Annotated in this window: 19 protein-coding genes; 1 reads left to right on the forward strand and 18 read right to left on the reverse strand. The window is 47.2% G+C overall.

The window, feature by feature from the left end; genetic code table 11:
• Positions 1-4: 4 nt before the first annotated feature.
• The 7 genes from BLU47_RS08080 to BLU47_RS08105 all read right to left on the reverse strand — a co-directional run bounded on the left by BLU47_RS08080 (position 5) and on the right by BLU47_RS08105 (position 6,624).
• Positions 5-898, reverse strand: coding sequence for a DUF6562 domain-containing protein (locus tag BLU47_RS08080; protein WP_091960934.1), 894 nt, complete (start codon positions 896-898; stop codon positions 5-7).
• A 93-nt stretch (positions 899-991) separates the two neighbouring features.
• The gene (locus tag BLU47_RS08085) at positions 992-1,783 is read right to left on the reverse strand and encodes a TerB family tellurite resistance protein (RefSeq protein WP_091960937.1); all 792 of its coding nucleotides are present in this window, start codon (positions 1,781-1,783) and stop codon (positions 992-994) included.
• Positions 1,784-1,808: 25 nt separating this feature from the next.
• Positions 1,809-2,444, reverse strand: coding sequence for a hypothetical protein (locus tag BLU47_RS08090; protein ID WP_255402124.1), 636 nt, complete (start codon positions 2,442-2,444; stop codon positions 1,809-1,811).
• 79 nt (positions 2,445-2,523) lie between these two features.
• On the reverse strand, positions 2,524-3,321 hold the full coding sequence (locus BLU47_RS08095) for a prephenate dehydrogenase (RefSeq protein WP_091960943.1): 798 nt from the start codon (positions 3,319-3,321) through the stop codon (positions 2,524-2,526).
• A gap of 92 nt (positions 3,322-3,413) precedes the next feature.
• Complete coding sequence (locus BLU47_RS14755; protein ID WP_176780501.1) at positions 3,414-4,478, reverse strand: bifunctional 3-deoxy-7-phosphoheptulonate synthase/chorismate mutase type II; 1,065 nt, start codon at positions 4,476-4,478, stop codon at positions 3,414-3,416.
• A gap of 6 nt (positions 4,479-4,484) precedes the next feature.
• Positions 4,485-5,723 carry a pyridoxal phosphate-dependent aminotransferase gene (locus BLU47_RS14760; protein ID WP_176780502.1) on the reverse strand — a complete coding sequence of 413 codons (1,239 nt, stop codon included), beginning with the start codon at positions 5,721-5,723 and terminating at the stop codon, positions 4,485-4,487.
• 58 nt (positions 5,724-5,781) lie between these two features.
• Positions 5,782-6,624: a prephenate dehydratase gene (locus BLU47_RS08105; protein ID WP_091960946.1), complete on the reverse strand. Its 843-nt coding sequence runs from the start codon at positions 6,622-6,624 to the stop codon at positions 5,782-5,784.
• A 305-nt stretch (positions 6,625-6,929) separates the two neighbouring features.
• Here BLU47_RS08105 and BLU47_RS08110 point away from each other — a divergent pair, with 305 nt between their 5' ends.
• A complete protein-coding gene (locus BLU47_RS08110) occupies positions 6,930-8,804 on the forward strand; it encodes a heavy metal translocating P-type ATPase (RefSeq protein WP_091960949.1) in 1,875 nt (624 codons plus the stop codon).
• A 1-nt stretch (position 8,805) separates the two neighbouring features.
• Here the strand turns inward: BLU47_RS08110 and BLU47_RS08115 are convergent, their stop codons facing one another.
• The 11 genes from BLU47_RS08115 to BLU47_RS08165 form a co-directional block, all read right to left on the reverse strand.
• Positions 8,806-9,705, reverse strand: a complete 900-nt coding sequence (locus BLU47_RS08115; RefSeq protein ID WP_091960951.1) for a M48 family metallopeptidase — start codon at positions 9,703-9,705, stop codon at positions 8,806-8,808.
• Between the two features lie 9 nt (positions 9,706-9,714).
• Positions 9,715-10,680 (reverse strand): nucleotidyltransferase family protein, encoded by a 966-nt coding sequence (locus BLU47_RS08120; RefSeq protein ID WP_091960954.1) that lies wholly within the window; start codon positions 10,678-10,680, stop codon positions 9,715-9,717.
• Positions 10,681-10,711: 31 nt separating this feature from the next.
• Positions 10,712-12,088: a DegT/DnrJ/EryC1/StrS family aminotransferase gene (locus BLU47_RS08125; protein WP_091960956.1), complete on the reverse strand. Its 1,377-nt coding sequence runs from the start codon at positions 12,086-12,088 to the stop codon at positions 10,712-10,714.
• A gap of 242 nt (positions 12,089-12,330) precedes the next feature.
• Positions 12,331-13,611 carry a hypothetical protein gene (locus BLU47_RS08130; protein ID WP_176780503.1) on the reverse strand — a complete coding sequence of 427 codons (1,281 nt, stop codon included), beginning with the start codon at positions 13,609-13,611 and terminating at the stop codon, positions 12,331-12,333.
• Between the two features lie 29 nt (positions 13,612-13,640).
• A complete protein-coding gene (locus BLU47_RS08135; RefSeq protein WP_176780504.1) occupies positions 13,641-13,922 on the reverse strand; it encodes a glycosyltransferase family 2 protein in 282 nt (93 codons plus the stop codon).
• A 222-nt stretch (positions 13,923-14,144) separates the two neighbouring features.
• Positions 14,145-15,563 (reverse strand): lipopolysaccharide biosynthesis protein, encoded by a 1,419-nt coding sequence (locus tag BLU47_RS08140; protein WP_091960964.1) that lies wholly within the window; start codon positions 15,561-15,563, stop codon positions 14,145-14,147.
• Positions 15,564-15,566: 3 nt separating this feature from the next.
• Positions 15,567-16,181: a hypothetical protein gene (locus BLU47_RS08145; protein ID WP_143025504.1), complete on the reverse strand. Its 615-nt coding sequence runs from the start codon at positions 16,179-16,181 to the stop codon at positions 15,567-15,569.
• 172 nt (positions 16,182-16,353) lie between these two features.
• On the reverse strand, positions 16,354-17,232 hold the full coding sequence (locus BLU47_RS08150; RefSeq protein ID WP_091960970.1) for a glycosyltransferase family 2 protein: 879 nt from the start codon (positions 17,230-17,232) through the stop codon (positions 16,354-16,356).
• 190 nt (positions 17,233-17,422) lie between these two features.
• On the reverse strand, positions 17,423-17,788 hold the full coding sequence (locus BLU47_RS08155; RefSeq protein ID WP_255402126.1) for a four helix bundle protein: 366 nt from the start codon (positions 17,786-17,788) through the stop codon (positions 17,423-17,425).
• A 109-nt stretch (positions 17,789-17,897) separates the two neighbouring features.
• Entirely contained in the window at positions 17,898-18,731 is an 834-nt protein-coding gene (locus tag BLU47_RS08160) for a sugar transferase (protein ID WP_176780505.1), read from the reverse strand.
• Positions 18,731-19,321: a GNAT family N-acetyltransferase gene (locus BLU47_RS08165; RefSeq protein WP_143025505.1), complete on the reverse strand. Its 591-nt coding sequence runs from the start codon at positions 19,319-19,321 to the stop codon at positions 18,731-18,733. The genes BLU47_RS08160 and BLU47_RS08165 overlap by 1 nt, the downstream gene beginning before the upstream one ends.
• Between the last annotated feature and the right edge of the window lie 54 nt (positions 19,322-19,375).

The following is a 19,375-nucleotide window of genomic DNA, read 5'->3' on the forward strand; positions in this document are numbered from 1 at the left end:
GCCATTAGAAATTAACCACTTCTTCATTCTCCCATTCTGTCTCCACCTGAATAGCAGAAGCCACACTGGCTGAGAAGAGCGCACCCTGCAACCTCGTGACACGGTTACGTTTGAAAGGTACGTCATATACTACCTTGGATGATACCACCTGGTCGTTAGCATCTAGCGTTTCAATGGTGATGTCCATCGTCTGCGTATTTCCTGTCAGAAAGACATAACTGCCAAACGTGATTGTGCTTCCTACCGCCGCACCAGGTGTATTGACGACGACAAAACCATTGTTGTCTGTCGCGAATCCCGTTGTCGGATTAAACGTTTTACTACCCTGTCCATACGTCGTACGAATCTTGGCAATACCAGCCGGACGCACATCACTTGTTTCGATTACCAACCTCGCACAGACACGATTGAGCGAGATATTCTGATTTTGAGCTGACGTGCTACTTATCACGACAGCCTTTGTTCCTGCAAAGGTTTCACGGGTTAAGCCCCCATAGACAGCCTCTGAAGGACTGTTCAGGGTAAACACATCATTAGGCTGTAGACCACGAGCAATGGCCACAAGCGTGTAGGAGCCGATGGGCAGCCTGCACGAAAATTCGCCAAAGGTGGTGTAGTTGGAGTTGTCGTCACGGAGTTGTTCCATCTTACACTGTTCTACGCCGTTGGCATCATAGAATGCCAGCGTAATGGCTTTCACATGGTCGTAAGATGTCACAGGCACAGCGGCTCGATGAGAACTGCCGGAGAAGTCTTCTAACGACTGGGTAAAACCATCCACCCGTACCGTTACAGGTACTGATGTCTGGGGAGTTACCACACTGTTTTCAGAATCGCTGCTGCAACTTGTAGCAGCCAGTAGCAGCATGGCTGCTACATAACAAAAAACTTTTACCATAGTTTGAGTTAATTATTTAGGTTCTGGCAAAATGGCCATTACCTACACTAACGAACAAAACTATGCAATATTCAAGAAGAGAAGGAAAAAATTCTACAATCCGCGAGCTTTCCAGATACGGTCTTTCGCTGCATTGATCTCCTGGAATTTCTTTTCTGCAGCCTTGCGCACATCCTCGCCCAGCGCAGCCACTTTGTCAGGATGGTGCTCCAATGCCAAGCGTCGATAAGCACGCTTCAGTTCATCGTCCGAAGCCTGTGGACTGACACCTAACACCTGATAGGCCGACTCCAAATCGTCCTTACCCAGTCCTAACATCGAGTCGACTTCATCGACAGACATCTGCAGCCATTGGGCACACTCCTTCATGGCCGTGACCTCTGCGGGATCCACCCGTCCGTCGGCCTGTGAGATCATGACGAGGAAGTTCAGCAACTGCAAGCGCTGGGCATAGTCCATATGCTGGGCTATCTGTCCACAGCATTGCATCACAGTCTGCTTAAACTGGGAGGCTCCTACCCGCTTCTGTTCGTCAAAGAGACGACGTAGTATCTCATCGCCCTGCTGACTGGCGGTAGGACCGAAGTTTTGCTGCAGCATACGACGCACCAGTTCCATCTCTGAGTGCATCACACGACCATCTGCCTTGATGATATACGATGCCAGCACGAGCATCGAGAAGAGAAAGCTGTTTCGCTGTCCCTGATAGGTCCTCTGTGCCTGTTGTTGTCCAAAAGGCGAGTCAAAAGTCCCTTGTGTTTCTGGGGTGTTCACAGCATCAAGCACCCCGTCGAAAAGACTGCCCAAGACAATACCTGCCAACGCTCCCAAGGGACCTGCAGACATAAAGCCGAGGAAACCGCCAATCCACTTACCTAAGGCCATAATACGTTAATCAATCCATGAATCATTAATACTCACACCACCACACCTTGCCTTGTTTCTCTTCACGTTCCAAGTCGTCAATCAGACATTCGGCAAGTCTAAGCACGGTTTCCTGAGGTACAGCAAAACGGGGGTCATCGCTATGTGGATTGATACACTGCAGGAAGTGAGGCATCTCCCCTTTATACACCTCTTTCATTCGTCGGTTATTGGCATTCTCTCCAGCACAGCTATAGGTAATATTAGCCAGTCGGTCGCACAGTTTGACAAATGGAGCATAAGGGGTTTCACGAATGCCCTTGTAATACTTCTCACCTGCCCGTTCAGCACGGTTACGTCCCTTGTCGTTGGTCAGGGCATATACAATCTCCGTAGCCAGCAGAGCCTGTTCCTCTGTGAGGAAGCTACGAGCCACCTTCATCACATCATTATAGGTGAGCCGGGCATCCTCGATACTGTCATGGTAGTAACCGCCAAAGAAAAGAGGCAGCACATCGTCCTCCCGAGCACATACCAGATCACCGAAATCACAAATGCCCTTGACGACCATGTCAAGATGGTAGCCATAGGGCAGTTCGTCGCCATAGGTCTGGTTAACACTCTGGTGTAACTCGTGAGCCGACAGACGGATACGCTCTATCTTGTCGGCATATTTTTGCATAAATGATTCAAATTCTTGTCGTAACATGGGGACAAAGATAAGCAAAAATATCAGAACGTCCAAAAAATCTCCTCACTTTTTATCCCTGTCGGATTTCAATGTCACGTTTTACATTGTTTCTTATCTTGGTGAGATATCCCTTCATGCCCTCGGCATCCTTATTGTCTATGATTTCCAGGAGTTCTTTCAGTTCCGTACGAATCTGTGCCACTTGGTCGTGGGTATAGGGGTTGAAGAGAATCTCCTGCAACAGGTAGTCATCCTCATTGAGCACCCCCTTGGCAATGCGCATGTGGCGTTTAAACGTCGTTCCCGGTGCATCCTGATGTTTCATCACCGCCGCAAAGACGAAAGTCGATACAAAGGGGATGGACAAAGAGTAAGCCACCGTCTTATCGTGCTCTTCGAAACTATATTCGTAGATGTTAAGTCCCAGTTTCTGGTAGAGGTCCTTGAAGAAGATACGTCCCATATAGTCACCCTCACTGATGATAATGGCATTTTCTTCAGAGAGTTGCTGCAGATTGGCAAACGTTGGTCCGAACATCGGGTGCGTCGAGACATAGCGCATACCTGTCGACTCATAGAAGTCCTTGAGATCAGTCTTCACAGATGCGATATCGCTGATGATGCACTGCTTGGGCAGATAGGGTATCACCTCGCGGAACACAGGGATGGTGTACTTCAGCGTCACGGCATTGATCAGCAGTTCTGGTTTAAACGCCTTAATCTCCTCCAACTGTGTGAAACGCTGACAGTTGTAGGTAAAGCGCATGCGCTGTGGATCCCGTTCAAAGACGGCCACTTCATGGTCAAAGCTCAGCAGGTCGATGAAGAAAGACCCCATCTTACCTGCTCCCAATACTAATATTCTCATAGAATTAAAGAATTTAAGAATTGAAGAATTGAAAAAATGAAGTTGTTCAAGCCGCATGGACTTCAATCCTTCAATTTTTCAATCTTTCAATTTTACTTGTTCACGATTTCAATTTGCTGACGGACACTCTCTTCATGGATGCTTTCGAACACTTTGGCAACAAATTCCGGTGCCATGCCAGTGAGAGAGCCCTGTACACCGCGTTTCTCCAGGATTTCATTGTAACGGGAAGCCTGCAGTACGGTCATGTTATGTTCCTTCTTATAGCGACCAATCTCGCGACAGACATTCATACGCTTGGCTAACAGGTCCATCAACTGGTTATCCAGTTCGTCAATCTGTTTGCGCAGTTGTGAGATACCCTCAGTGGTGACATGCTCATCACGGATGATGAGGAGGGCGAGGATATAGTCCAGCACATCAGGAGTAACCTGCTGCTTGGCATCGCTCCATGCCTTGTCAGGGTCACAGTGACTCTCTACAATCAGGCCGTCGAAGCCCAAGTCCATAGCCTGCTGACACAACGGTGCGATGAGTTCGCGACGACCTCCGATGTGTGAGGGGTCGCTGATGATGGGCAGGTTGGGTATGCGACGATGCAGTTCGATGGGAATCTGCCACATCGGTGCATTGCGATAGATTTTCTGTTCGTAACTGGAGAATCCGCGGTGAATGGCTCCCAGACGCTTGACGCCAGCCTGGTTCAGACGTTCCAAGGCACCAATCCACAGTTCCAGGTCAGGGTTGACAGGGTTCTTCACAAATACGGGGACGTCGACCCCTTTCAGTGAGTCCGCCAATGCCTGCATGGCAAAGGGGTTCGCTGTTGTGCGTGCACCTATCCACAAGATATCCATGTCATATTTCAGTGCCAGCTCTACATGTTCAGGAGTAGCCACCTCGGTAGAGATGAGCATATGTGTCTCTTCCTTCACCTTTTTCATCCAAGGAAGCGCCTTCTCGCCATTGCCCTCAAATCCGCCTGGTTTCGTACGGGGTTTCCATACACCGGCACGAAAGTTATGACAGCCCTTCATGGCCAGTTGGCGGGCTGTGTTCATCACTTGCTCCTCAGTCTCGGCACTGCAAGGTCCGGCAATCACAAAGGGGCGTTCATTGTCACTCGGTAAGTTCAGGGGTTGTAAATCCAGTTCCATCGTTATTTATATTGATTGTTTAATTCTTTCAAGCGCTTCTTTGATTTTCTCTTCTTTGGCACATAGCGAGATGCGGATGTAACGTTCACCATTGGAGCCGAAGATAAAGCCGGGCGTGATGAAGACACGGGCTTCATGAAGCACGCGCTCTGTCAAATCCTCCACATTCTTGATGTGCGCAGGTATCTTGCCCCAAAGGAACATGCCAACCTGTTGCTTGTCATAGGTGCAGCCCAACACGTCCATAATCTGCTCGGCATACTTCCTGCGCCGTGCATAACGTGTGATGTTCGCCTCACGATGCCATTCGTCACTATTGTGATAGGCCTCCGCTGCTGCCAACTGGATACCACGGAATGTACCACTCTCGATGTTTGATTGTACCTTCAATATCCATGAGGTGAACGTGGCATTAGTGGCACAGAGGCCCACACGCCAACCAGGCATGTTATGCGACTTCGACATGGAGTTGAACTCGATACAGCAGTCCTTGGCACCAGGAATCTGTAAGATGCTGAGGTGCTCCTCACTGAGGATAAAGCTGTAGGGGTTGTCGTTAACCACCACGATGTTATGTTCGCGGGCAAACTCCACCAGACGCTCGTAGGTCTTGCGCTGAGCGCGTCCACCTGTCGGCATATTGGGATAGTTGGTCCATAGCAGTCTACATTGGTCATCTACGATGTCTTCCAGCTGGTCGAAGTCTGGCTGCCAGCCGTCTTCTTCCTTCAGGTTATAGTAAACAACCTGGGCACCGAGGATCTTTGACAGCGAGGTATAGGTAGGATAGCCCGGGTTAGGCACCAGCACCTTGTCACCTGGGTTGACAAAGGCCAGTGTGACATGGAGGATACCCTCCTTCGAGCCGATTAGCGGCAGTACCTCACACTTGGCATCCAGTTCCACGCCATACCATCGCTGGTAGAAATCAGCCATTGCCTGACGCAGTTCTGGTGTACCCATTGTTGGCTGGTAGCCATGTGCATCAGGCTGATGCGCTACCTCACAAAGTTTCTCGATTGTCTGTTCAGAAGGGGGCATGTCAGGACTGCCTATTGCCAGACTGATAATGTCCTTTCCCTCGGCATTCAACTGCGCCACCTCCTTCAGTTTTCTGCTGAAGTAGTACTCTTGCACCAAACTCAGCCTATTGGCTGGAACAATTGAAGAATTAAAAGATTGAAGAGTTGAAGTACTCTTCTCCTTTTCAATTTCTTCACTACCAATATTTTCTTTTGTCTCCATATATTTCAATTCTTTCTTCAATTTTTCAATTCTTCAATTCTTCAATCCTTCAACTCTTTCAGTTCGTCTGTCTCCCATCCTTGTATTCTCCTAATATTTTAAAGTCCTTGGTCAACGGGATGATGGCATCGATAGACTGGCGATAACGGGTGAGGTCATCGTACATCAGGTCGACATAGAACAAGTATTCCCACTCGCGCCCGATGATAGGCAGCGACTGTATCTTCGTCAGGTTGATTTTGTAGAACGAGAGAATGGCGAGCACATGACTGAGCGAGCCCTCCTCATGCGGCAGTGAGAACACCACGCTCGACTTGTTGGTATCCGTTATCGAACGCAGCATGTCTGCTTTGTTGGGGTTCGACACCACCAGGAATCGCGTGAAATTGTGCTTGTTGTCTTCGATATGGTCCTCAAGCACCTTCAGTCCATAGAGTCTTGCAGCCTCTGCATGGCAGATAGCGGCCCATCCGCGTCGTTGTCCTTCGGCAATCATCTTGGCAGATCCGGCAGTATCCTCCGCCTCTACATTCTTCAACTGTGGATGCTGTTCCAGGAAATGCCTGCACTGCATGAGGGCTACAGGATGCGAATGCACCTCGGTGAGGGTATCCCAGTCGTCCTCAGGCAGACAGCAGATACAGTGCGAGATGTGCAGTTTATGCTCACCGACTATCGTGGTACCGCTCTCTCTTAGCAACTCGTAGTTATGCAACAGCGAACCGGCAATCGTATTCTCGATGGCTGTCATGCCGATGACTGTTGGGTCCTGGCGAATCTCGCTGAACACCTGTTCGAAGGTGGCACAGCAGATTAGCTGTATCTGCTCTCCCTCGAAATAGAGGTGAGCGGCTATGTCGTGGAACGACCCTGTCAGTCCTTGTATCGCAATTCTTTTCATCCAATCAATTTACAATTTGACAATTTACGATTTACTATTTATTAATTAAAAAACTCCGCTTTCACTTTTCTGTGAAGCGGAGCTGTATTTCAATTTTTCAATTCTTCAATTTTTCAATTCTTACATACGGCCATCCGCTTCACAGGTTGCTGTAAAGTAAAAATAATAGCCGTAAAAGTATGCATTCGTCATCTTCATTTTTCGCGTTTTATTTGCAATTCGGTTGCAAAAGTAATGCATTTTCGGGAAACAAGCAAATAAATCGTCACTTTTTTCACGAAAAATGTGTAATTTTGCACTTTGATATGGAAAAGAAGACTTTTGCCGTACTCGGCATGATGTGTGCCGGATGTGCAGCCAATGTAGAGAAACGCCTTCAAAATACGGAAGGAGTGGTTCGTGCCGCAGTCAACCTGCCTGCACGCACAGCCTTGGTGGAATACGACGAACAGGTAACCTCACCTACCCTGCTGAAAGAAGCCCTCGCACAGATAGGCTACGACCTGGTGGTAGAGGAAGACCGCAACGTGGAGGCCATCGAACGACAAGCATACCGTTCCTTACAACGCAAGGTGCTAGTATCGTGGCTCTTTGCCTTGTTGGTGATGGCACTCTCGATGGGTTACATCAATATAGGTACACGCGATGTGCAAAACCAGACCATGCTCATCCTGGCACTGCTCAACATCCTCTATTGCGGCAAAGCATTTTATGTCAATGCCTTCCGCCAGCTGACCCACCTGTCAGCCAACATGGACACATTGGTAGCGCTGTCTACAGGCATCTCGTTTCTTTTCAGCACGTTCAACACCTTCTTCGGTGAGTCATACTGGGGTACCAGAGGTATTGAGTGGCACACGTGGTTCGACGCCTCGGTGATGATCATCACCTTCGTGTTGACAGGCCGTCTGCTGGAAGAACGCGCCAAGCATGGCACGGCATCAGCCATTCGGGCATTGATGGGACTCACCCCCAAGACAGCCCGTCTCATTGTCGATGGCACCCCCGTTGACGCCCCTATCTCAGCCCTGCAGAAAGGCGACACCATCGAGGTACATGCCGGTGAGAAGATTCCTGTTGACGGCCAAGTAGTAGGCGATACCGTTTCTTCTGTCGACGAGAGTATGATTACCGGCGAATCCGTCGCCGTAGAGAAGAAGCGAGGTGACAAGGTACTGGCAGGCACCATTGTCCGTGAAGGTACGTTTCGCATGAAGGCAGAGGAAGTCGGTCAGAAAACCGTCATCGCCAACATCATCCGCATGGTACAGGAGGCACAAGGTTCGAAAGCCCCTGTCCAGCGGACAGTAGACCGCATCGCCCTCATCTTCGTTCCTGCCGTAGGAGGCATCGCCCTGCTGACCTTCCTCTTATGGTACCTCATTGGTGGACAGGCATATCTGCCGCAGGCCATTCTCTCAGCAGTTTCTGTCTTGGTCATCGCCTGTCCTTGTGCGATGGGACTGGCCACACCCACTGCCCTGATGGTAGGCATTGGCAAGGCAGCAGAGAAGAATATCCTTATCAAGGATGCCACGGCACTGGAAGGACTGCGCCAGATAGATGCGATGGTCATGGATAAGACCGGTACGCTGACGCTTCCAAAGGACACTGCCCTCACCGCAGAACAGCTGAAGCCACATGCCAGTGAGGCAATTCAGCAACTGCATAATCTGGGCATCGACATTTACCTGATGAGTGGTGACAAGGAAGAACGGGTAGCCCCTATTGCCCGTGAGGCACACATCACTCACTACCACTCACAAGTACTGCCTCAGGACAAGGAAGACCTGGTCAAGAAGTTGCAGGCACAAGGCAAGCAGGTAGCCATGGTTGGCGATGGCATCAACGACTCTCAGGCACTGGCTCGCGCTGATGTGAGCATCGCCATGGGGCGAGGCACTGATGTGGCGATGGACGTTGCCCAAGTCACGCTGATGGGCGACGACCTAAGACGCATCCCTGAGGCCATCAGTCTTTCCAAGAAGACCGTCAGCATGATTTACCAGAACCTCTTCTGGGCGTTCATCTATAACCTGGTATGCATCCCCTTGGCGGCAGGCATATTAAAAGGCGTTATCCATTTCCAGATAACGCCTATGTGGGCTTCGGCCTTGATGGCCATGAGCTCGGTGAGCGTGGTGCTCAACTCGCTACGCCTCAAATGGATGGTCAAGTGAGTTATTTCGACTTGATATGAATCGTTTTGAGGTTCGACTGGTTAGTTTTACTCGTCTTGCTCGTTTGACTGGCTTTAATGGTTTTGCCATTCCCCTTGTAATAGCGCAGTGCTTCCGGCATCCACTCCTGTATCTGCTTGATACGCGTAGCATCAGAGGGGTGGTCACTATAGAGGTCTGACTTCTGACTGCTACCGGTATGAGCAGCCATGCGCTGCCAGAAGCTGACGGCAACCTGCGGGTCGTAGCCTGCCATGGCAGCAAAGATAATGCCCAGGTGGTCGGCCTCACTCTCATGACTACGTGAGTATTTCAGGTTCTTGAAGTTAAACTGCTGCGACAAGGCCCATTGACCAATGCTCTGTGCAGTGCTGCCCACGCCAATGGCTCCTGCCACGGCAGAGCCTATCTGCAGTCCGTACTGCTGCTTCATCTGAGTGCTCATCTGCTCAGCAGAGTGGCGAGCTACCGCATGGGCTATCTCATGCCCCAGCACAATGGCCAGCGAGGCCTCGTCCTGGGTGACGGGCAACAGTCCCTCATAGACACAGATCAGTCCACCAGGCATACACCATGCATTCACCTGATTGTTCTGTACCAGGTTGAACTGCCACTTATAATACTGCACGTCAGCAGCCATGCCATTCGCCTTGAGATAGTTGGTCACTGCTGTAGCAAGACGCTCTCCCACCCGCTTCACCATGGCGGTGTTGGCACTGTTGGTAGAGAGTTTGGCACTCTTCATAAATTCCTGATACTGCTGGGTGGAGAGGCTCAGCACCTCACCGTCGCTGACCAGCAGACTCTGCTGGCGTCCTGTTATAGGTACTGTCTTGGTGGTGCCACAGCCAATCATCACAGCAGCCATCACGCAAAACAACATCCACTTAATCTGTCTCATCTGTTTAAATTATAATAAGTTCCACATCATTTGTATCGGATAGCACTTGACCAATGGCCACACCCGTCGACCATCCATCACCTGTTGCAACAGCAGACGGCCTTCTTTCTCCAGCGGCTTCAATGGCAGCTGAGCAGCATCCACGGCAAACACCTCCTGCATCACCCACATCACACCACGGGCAAAGCGGCTGATGCCTAGTGATTTCACGGCACCTTCAACCGACTGTTCACCCTTGAACGTGACAGGACGACCCTGCACCTTCTTCAAGATAAAGAAACAATCCATCAGCTGGCGCATGTCCACATGACCATATAGTGTCTGTTCGTAGAGACTGAGCAGTACCACTACAACATGCATGCTGGAAGTAGGCAACACGAATCCACGCTCTTCACGATACAACTGTTCACGATTCTGGCGGAACCAACGTTGGGCGACTTCATTCTTCCAGAGGCTCTTGGTATGGACCACCTGTGTCAACAGACTGGCAGGAGTGTCTTCCCAGGCGTCAATCCACACCTGATGATGGTTTTGACGAATATCCTGGCGCCCAGTCTGTTGCACGAACTTTACCGCCTTCTGATGACCGCAGTCCACATAGACGTCGATGCCTGAGGGCTGTCGCAAATCCTTCAGTTCAGCACCATAGTAATGGGCCACGCCCTGCCCCAAGAGCAAGGTGTTGTAGATCTTCCGCTCCGTCAGCTTTTGCTGCAGCACGGCAGCTCGTTTGTCGGTAAGCACATTGGCACTGCGGATGTCCTCCGCTCCAGCCATCCAGTCGAGGCTGACCTCCTGAGGAGCGCGCAGTCCGAATTCAAACAGTTTCTCCACGCCCCTGTAGCAGATGCCTACAACATGCTGTTTCAGTGCTTTCTGATAAAGCACCAACCACTCTTCTGGCTCTGGTCCGCGACTCAGACAGTTCTGCTGTCCGATAGCCACCTGCATCAATTCGTAAAACAGTTTATCCATAGCCTAACCCTGTTATTTGTTCGTCTTTTAATCAGGCAATAGCTGCCTTGATAGTCTCCACGATATATCTCACGTCCTCGTCACTGACATAAGGACCGGCAGGCAGACACATACCCACCTTAAAGATACCTTCCGAAACGCCATTCACATACGCTGGTGCATTTTTATAGACTGGCTGACAATGCATTGGCTTCCATACCGGACGCGCCTCTATCTGAGCCTGATCCAAGTACACGCGCAACGCCTCCACGTTATCATTAGGCTGACAGTCCGTCGTAGCTGTTGCTGCCGTATGAATCACACCTGCGGCACCACCTACAGCCCCCGTCACGATGGTCTTATACGCATCCTCCTGCCCCTTCACCTTCACATCCTCATCAATGGTGATGGTACAAAGCCAGTAGTTCGAGTCGAAGACTGGCGTATTCCCGTGTTCGGAAATCCATTTCTTCGTTTCCTCATTTCCATTACTCATTACTAATTCCTCATTACTCATTTGGCGATGCACATGAACACCCTTCACATCAGCCAACAGCTCCTCATAAAGAGCCTGCACATGCCTGTGGTGCTTCAGGTGCTCCTCAACCACTGTCATTTGTCCACGACCAATACCGGCGCAGATATTCGACATGCGGTAGTTGTATCCAATGGTCTCATGTTGGTAGTACGGATAGGACTCACGTGCCTGTGTTGCCAGCCACATCACCTTCTGCCAAGCTTCATCGTCAGGGCAGATTAGCGCACCGCCACCACTGGTTGTAATCATCTTATTGCCATTAAACGACAGCACGCCAAACTTACCAAACGTGCCCAGCACCTGTCCTTTGTAGCGAGAGCCAAACCCTTCGGCAGCATCCTCCACCACAGGAATGCCGTACTTGTTGGCAATCTCCATGATGCGGTCAGCCTTGTAAGGCATGCCATAGAGTGCCACTGGCACAATAGCCTTCGGAGCCTTTCCTGTCTTGGCGATACGATCCTTAATAGCCACCTCCAGCAGCTCCGGATCCATGTTCCACGTGTCAGGCTCCGAGTCCACCAATACAGGTGTAGCCCCCAGATACGCCACCGGATGAGTAGATGCACAGAACGTAAACGACTGCACAATCACCTCATCCCCGGGACCAACCCCACACGCTATCAATCCCAAGTGCACTGCCGCCGTCCCAGCACTCAACGCCACCACCCTTTTGTTCCCGTTCCCGTTAACGTTCCCGTTCCCGTTAGGGTTAAGGTTAGGGTTAGGGTTAGGGTTAACACGCAAGAACTCTTCGAGTTCCTTTTCAAACCCATTCACGTTTGGTCCCAATGGAACGACCCAGTTGGTATCGAAAGCCTCTTTGATATATTTTTGTTCCAATCCTGCCTCACTCATGTGAGCCAGACATAAATAAATCCTTTTTCTCATTCCAATATTTTTCTGCAAAGGTAGTGCAAATCGAGTGAAATACAAAATAAATCCAAATTTATTTTTATTTCCGAGATGCCGCCTACCTAAGACCGCAGGTCAAAGGTACTTATAAGCGAGTAAAAAAACAAGAGAATCTTGAGTTTTTTCGAGCGTGAGTATCTTATTTATAACGGATGACGCCACATTCCCCATTTATAAACTGTATATTTTAATTCAAAAGCAAGAGTCAGCAACGGATGCTACGCAAGAACAATCCATTTTCCTGTCAATATAAGATGTTTCAATTGCAGGGGGATAATCGGAAACATACCAGAAACACTGGCATGCATAAATCCCAAAGGTAAAGTCATTATTAATATGAAATAGCCCCATGTGGTGTTCAGAACCGGAACCCGATCTATCCATCCTTGGAATCTCTCTGACATTCGCGTTAGGAATATAGGAAACTCATCTTTCCGATGGAAGAAATGAAAGAACATCAATGACCCAATGACCCAATAGGGGAAATCACGTCCCCAATCACATGAGACCAATAACATAAATGGGAAAATACAAATAAGCATCAATATGACAACATTACTCAACAAAACATTATTGACTTTATTTACTTTCCAGATCCCAACATTAATGGTGTTAAATCGAGTCACAAGATAATAAATACAAACAAATAGATACAAATTAAATGGCCATGCAGGTATTTTCCAGATAAAATAAGGCATCCAAACACTTGGAAATGTAACATTTTGAATATCATATTCCAAAGACCAATTCATTGTCCTGCTCATATATGACTCTTTAACTAATTCCTCGGAGACAGAAAGATATGGACTCCAGGAATTCCATATTTGCGCCACTAATGCACTATCACCATGCTTTGTGATTAAAACAATTAATACACATACAGGAAATAACCAATGAGAAATTAGGAAAAGAACAGCCTTTCCTCTTGTCTGAGTTATATATAAATGATACATATCAAAAAGCACAATTGGTATCAGCATAAAAAACAAAGAGGCTTCATGTAACAAAAGACCTAATATCATTACAGCATTACATAACAGCATCCACTTTATGTCCCCCTTTTTTACATATTCATAATAACACTTGTAACAAAGGAACGCCAATAGCAACAGCCAACAGTCTCGTCTGCCAATCAGGAAATAAGGATCACATAAGTACACATACAAGCACATCGGGAATGGCAGCACAAACAATGACCATCCATTCTTTTTAAACAGCCAAACAAGAAGAGCTGTTAATAATACGACACTAACATAATACAACAGGACAATGGCACTTGCTATCGAGAAATCAAAGACTCCTCTTGCCTGGAAAAGCAACTCCCCAAACAAGCCTCTTCTAACAAGACCTCCTTGATAATTCACAAGCATTTCATTGATACAGCCATAATCATAGCCATAAACGCCATGAATATAATCCCATACATGCATTGTTGTCTGCCAGACCAATGCCAACAACATCACACAGAATGTGCTTCTATATATAATTTTCTTCACCATCATTACTCAGTTGTAAAGACAATATCAAATCAACATTTGTAGGCGATAAAACCGCATATATCGTCTTGTTCTTTATCCGAATGAACATTATCTTCCCAAAACTTCAGACAATCTTCCACCACCCTTTCAGAACACAGATAGTCATCAGAATCCAGACACATAAACAACAGACCTTTCGCTTCTTCAACGGCTTTATTATGTGCCATCATCTTTCCTGCATTCTCAAGGTAGAATAAACGGATATCAAATTCCCCCTCTTTCAGCCATGCCCTTACCAGTTCATCCGTACCATCTGTTGAGCCGTCATCCACCACCAGCCACTTTCGCCTTGATAAATTCCTGAATATCGGCTGAAGTCACGTTATAAATAGGAGAGCTCGCGAGTAGCCATTGACCTAACATAGGGAGTATCCAAGAAAAAGCAAAAAAAAAGCTTCATGTTGTGCCTAAGGTGTAAGATACGTAATCGACTTGTCGCTTTGCACCTTTAGGTCAAAGAATAAGCGAGTAAAAAACCAAGAGAATCTTGAGTTTTATTTTTTAATATACCCCATTAAGAAATCTATCGCTTTATCCTTCACCAGCCATCCCAACAAACCATACGACACAAAATAAGCAGCTAAAGATAAGACAAAACGCATATAAAGGTCATCTACCAAGGCACTTATTAGGACACAACAAAGTATCGGCAACAAAGCATTCATAACAACGACGTACACTTCGCGTCCTTGCTCCAGCAAGGTGATACCGACCAGACGATAGACGAAATAGGAACTCACTAAGATATTGATGACGGCATAAGCGAGCAGTCCCCACACCATCACCAGCAACCCATATTGAAACGTTATGAGCAGGATTAGAATTCCGAGAATCTTTTTGATCAATTCACAGATAAACAAGATATGTGTACGCCCAATGGCTTTGAACAAGTTTAAATACAGATTCGACACTACATACGTCATGCTGGAGATACACATCACCTGCATCAGTGGTGCCATTTCCAACCACTTTTCCGTCAACAGAATCCGGATAATATCCTCCGCCTTTACCAATAGGAACACATTGACGGGAACCACGATAAAGGCAGAGGTATGTAAGATGCGTAAAGCTGCGACCTTCAACTGTTCCAAGTCATCCTGTACCCTTGATAAGATGGGATACAAGGCTCGCATGCTCATATCGCTTAAGTTCAACGACACATAACCAGAATAATTCTCCGCACGGTTATATAATCCCAATTGATGTGCGTCATAGCGCTTGCCTATCACCAGAGAATAAATATTATTATAGAGTGCATATACTAATGCCGTTAGAAGCATCGGCAGACCGAAGGTTATCAACTGGCGGAAGGACTCTATTGAGAATTTGAAGGTAGGATGCCAGCGCGTATAAACGTAATAGGCGATATTAATCAAGACAGCAGCGAGCAAAGTCTGCCCAACCAATGCCCAATAGGCATAACCATGATACGCCATATACACAGCCACAGCACCGGCAAAGAAATATATCGTCGTAGAAGCGATGGCTAATTCTTTAAATCGCAACTGCCTTTGCAGTAATGAACGCGGCACAATACCCGCAGCATTAATCATCAATACCAGTGCCGATACGCGTAACACTTTTCCTAAATTCGGTGTCTGATAGAAATCCTGGATTAATGGTGCTCCAAAAAACAGCAACAGGTACAACGCCACACTGATGGTAACTGAAAAGATAAAAGCAGAGTTGGCATCCTCTCGGGTACATTCTTTTTTCTGAATTAGTGCCCCTTCCAGTCCACAGTCGATAAAGGCATTAGAGATGGCAAAGAATACGCCTTGCATGGCGATAACCCCGAAATCGAAAGGTGTCAAAAGCCGTGCCAAGACAATACCCACGCCAAACTGAATGCCAAACACGACAAACTGCTGAATACCACTCCACAGCAAACTTTTATGTGTGTCGCCCTTCATGACTTAGAAATGTGATCGGATATAATTAAAGACAAAACGCGGGTTCAGTTTCTGCGTTTTGCTATTCTCAGAGACCTCTGTCATCAAAGTTGCTTTACTGTCTATTCGTCTCTGAGGATTCAACATAATCTTATGATCTTTCACGAAACGCTCCACATATTCACTAACATAACTGCCCCGGAACAACACACCACCATCGTCGTATTCAAAGATGGAGCGATTCACTACATACGAACGATAGGCGTAGCGCCGACTTCTTTTACTGCCAAACATCTCAAACCACCAAGCAGACTCATGTCGCCGTAACAGACGCAAAAGATAATCACGTCGCCACAGTCCTGCCTGTGTTGTAACACGATAGGGCGTATTGCAGCCATATTCTATTAATTCCGGATAATCCTTTGAGACGGGGTTCTCCTTAGAGGGGTCTAACTGGTGAACCATACAGATAAAGCCGATGCCAGCATCTTGAGTCATAATTTGCTCACATCGCTGCAATTGAAGGACATCCACTTTTGATTTCAGCCAGAAATCCTCCAACATCATCAACACATACTCCTCGTCCATCTGTTCCAATAGCGACATCAAGTTCTCCGACCATGTACTTCCTTTAGGCATATTCAAAGGACAGGAGATATCAAATCCTGTCACTGAGAATTGTTGGGTGTCTGTACATAGATAGACTTTACGCTCAAATTTAGGCCAATACTCCTTCAAAAGTTTAAAGAAGGGGAACCAAAGGTCACTGCACTTATCGCAAGATGAAATAATCAGAGGAATCTGCTGCATCTTACAATTCGATTTTCAACTGAAAACGGTCATACATATATTTCAAGCATCCTAATGGGTATAGCAGAATGGTCATCCACTTGTTAGGAGACTTCGAGAACATGGTATGATCATGTATAAACAAAGAAAGGGCGATATAGCATATCATACTTTTCACCACCCCCGTTTTTTTCAGGCGCAGTCGTTGCGCATGATACTCCCGATATCCTCGAGGATTCCTGAACAACAACCGCCTATAGCTGTTTGTATAGCCATCTTCATGGTATTCACACACTTGGGAATAGTATGGATGAAACAGGAAACAGTAATCTTCATCTATCTGGTCGTAAATATACACATCCGTTATGAAATCCTCCCCTTCAAATGTGGGGTATGGATAATTCCGCAAGATGTTCGTCACCAAGAAGATAGTTGTCTCCCCTTGATAATTCGTACATATTTGATGCAGGCTACCATGCGTTAGCTTCTCTGGTATCTCTTTCGTACGCTGCTTATGCAGCCTAAGAGAGACCATCCCAGCTATTGGCTTATTCAACACCTCATTTTTGTGTTCATCCCAATATGCCAAGCTCTCGTCCACCACATGATCCGTTGTCAGCTGGTCATCCGAGTCAACGCAGACGAACAGCTCAGAATCAACCAAAGACACCGCTTTGTTAAAAGCCCGCATCTTACCCCCATTCTCTTGGTAGACATACCGGATCACGATACGATCCTCCCCTATCCATTCGTCCACCAGTTCCTTCGTGTTGTCCGTAGATCCATCGTCCACAATCAGCCACTCAAAGTCCTGGCACGTCTGTACACACAGGCTCTCATACAACTTCGTTAAGATGTATGCCCTGTTATATGTCGGAGTAAATATCGTCAGTCGTGTCATTATTTTAGTTTACAGTTTACAGTTTACGGTTTACCGTTTCTTTTTTAGTTTACAGTTTTTTTTTAGTTTACAGTTTACAGTTTACGGTTTACTGTTTCTTTTTTAGTTTACTGTTTCTTTTTTAGTTTACTGTTTCTTTTTTAGTTTACTGTTTCTTTTTTAGTTTACCGTTTCTTTTTTAGTTTACAGTTTACGGTTTACAGTTTACGGTTTCTTCCATTTTCTTCTTTAGTGAGGAGCGCAGTCCATTCATCATGCGGGCCACGACATCTATCTGAGGGCGAATTGTCTCAAGACTCTTCTCACTTATATATTTCAAGTCGACAGCTATTATTAACTGATTATATGACTCCATCAATGACCCGTATGCTATTTCATAAAAATGTAATTGTTCCTTAATGGACAATCGACCACTACCCTCTGCAAGATTAGAAGGAACAGAAACTATTGCACGACGAATCTGATCGCATAGTGCATACGTCTCAAATCTGGGAAATTCATCCAACAAACGATAAACTTCAACCACTAACTTGCGTGACTCCTGCCACGCTTTCATATTCTCAAATGCGTACGCCATAAACGGTAAACAGGACTCCGAGCTTGCTCGCCTGAGCACCCCTAAACAATAAACGGTAAACGGTAAACCGTAAACTGTAAACAGTAAACTAAATCACCTCCCCCGCATACTCCATTTTCTTCCCCAGCACCGTGCAGAGAATCATCTGGATGTCCTTGACAAAGGAGTAGTGTCGGTAGTAATAACAGTTCAGACGTACTTTATCTGGATAGATCACATTGTCATTATACCACTCCGCAACCTCCTGATCCGTCATCTCGTCAAACTGCTCCTTTGTAATACCGTAAACGGTAAACGGTAAACAGTAAACCAAGTTTCTTGCATCAGCAAGAAACTCATCCTCCCTCCGATACTTCAGCGTCGCTGGCCCTGTAATCCCAGGCCGCAACTTCAACACATCCCTATCGTCTCCCTGAAGTTGATCCGCATACCCTGGCACATCAGGGCGAGGCCCGACAAAGCTCATATTACCTATCAGCACATCCCATAGCCCCGGCAGCTCATCCAACTTATAGTGACGCAACGTAGCACCCAACGGTGTAATACGACCATCCCCAGCCACACTCACCGTCGACCATCCCCCATTCCCGTTCGCTCGAGCTTGCTCGCTTGTTCCGTAGGTCTCAAGAAGGTTAAGGTTAAGGTTAGGGTTAACGTTCCCGTTCCCGTTAACGTTCCCGTTCCCGTTAAGGTTAGCGTTAAGGTTAAGGTTAGCGTTAAGGTTAAGGTTAGCGTTAACTCTCATCGTGCGAAACTTGTGACAGTCGAACAACTTGCCATCCTTCCCCACCCTCTTCTGTACAAAGAACACCGGTCCTCCTGGCATCTTCACCTTAATCAGAATTGCCACTATCAGCAGCACAGGCCACAACACAGCCAGTCCCACAAAAGCCACAACCCTATCAAAAACATACTTTAACATCATCCCTCGCAAATAATCTCCAAATACACTTCATTATCTGGCAGTTCCTTCACCACCTTCACGTTGCTGGCAGCAAGTGCGGAGCGATAGGACGCCACGTTATCCTTTGATACTGTCTCAAACAGGCGCAAACCTATTCCAAATCCCACCTCATTCAGCATCCTGTTCATTGCTGTTCCAAGCCCTTTTCCCCGATAGTTGATGTCCACCATTCTACCACGGAACCCTACACCATGCAAGAAGCTCCTGTTGAAGCAATAGCCAGCAATCTCGTTCTTCTCTTTATCTAATAGCACATAAGCCAGGAAAGCCCTACTCCTCTGTAGTTTTTGAATATTCTTGCCATCGAATCCATGAGGACGGAAATAGGTAAAGGCCTCCTCCGGTTGTCGACCGAAGAACGCCACCATCCTCTCTGTAGGCACATCACGCAGTTGCATCACCTCATAGCCCACAGGTACGGTAGTAAATGAAAAGTCCTTCAATCGTCTACCGTATCTCATGGAGAACAACCCTGAGTTTATCTGCTCAACGAAGTCCCAGAGCCAGCCCATCCTGTCTCTTATGATATGTGCTAATGCATATAACATCCTTTATCCCCCTATGTTAAGGTTCTTGCATCCCTTCGGTTCTTTCAGTCGCTA

This window comes from Prevotella sp. tc2-28, from assembly GCF_900107705.1.
Lineage (GTDB): Bacteria > Bacteroidota > Bacteroidia > Bacteroidales > Bacteroidaceae > Prevotella.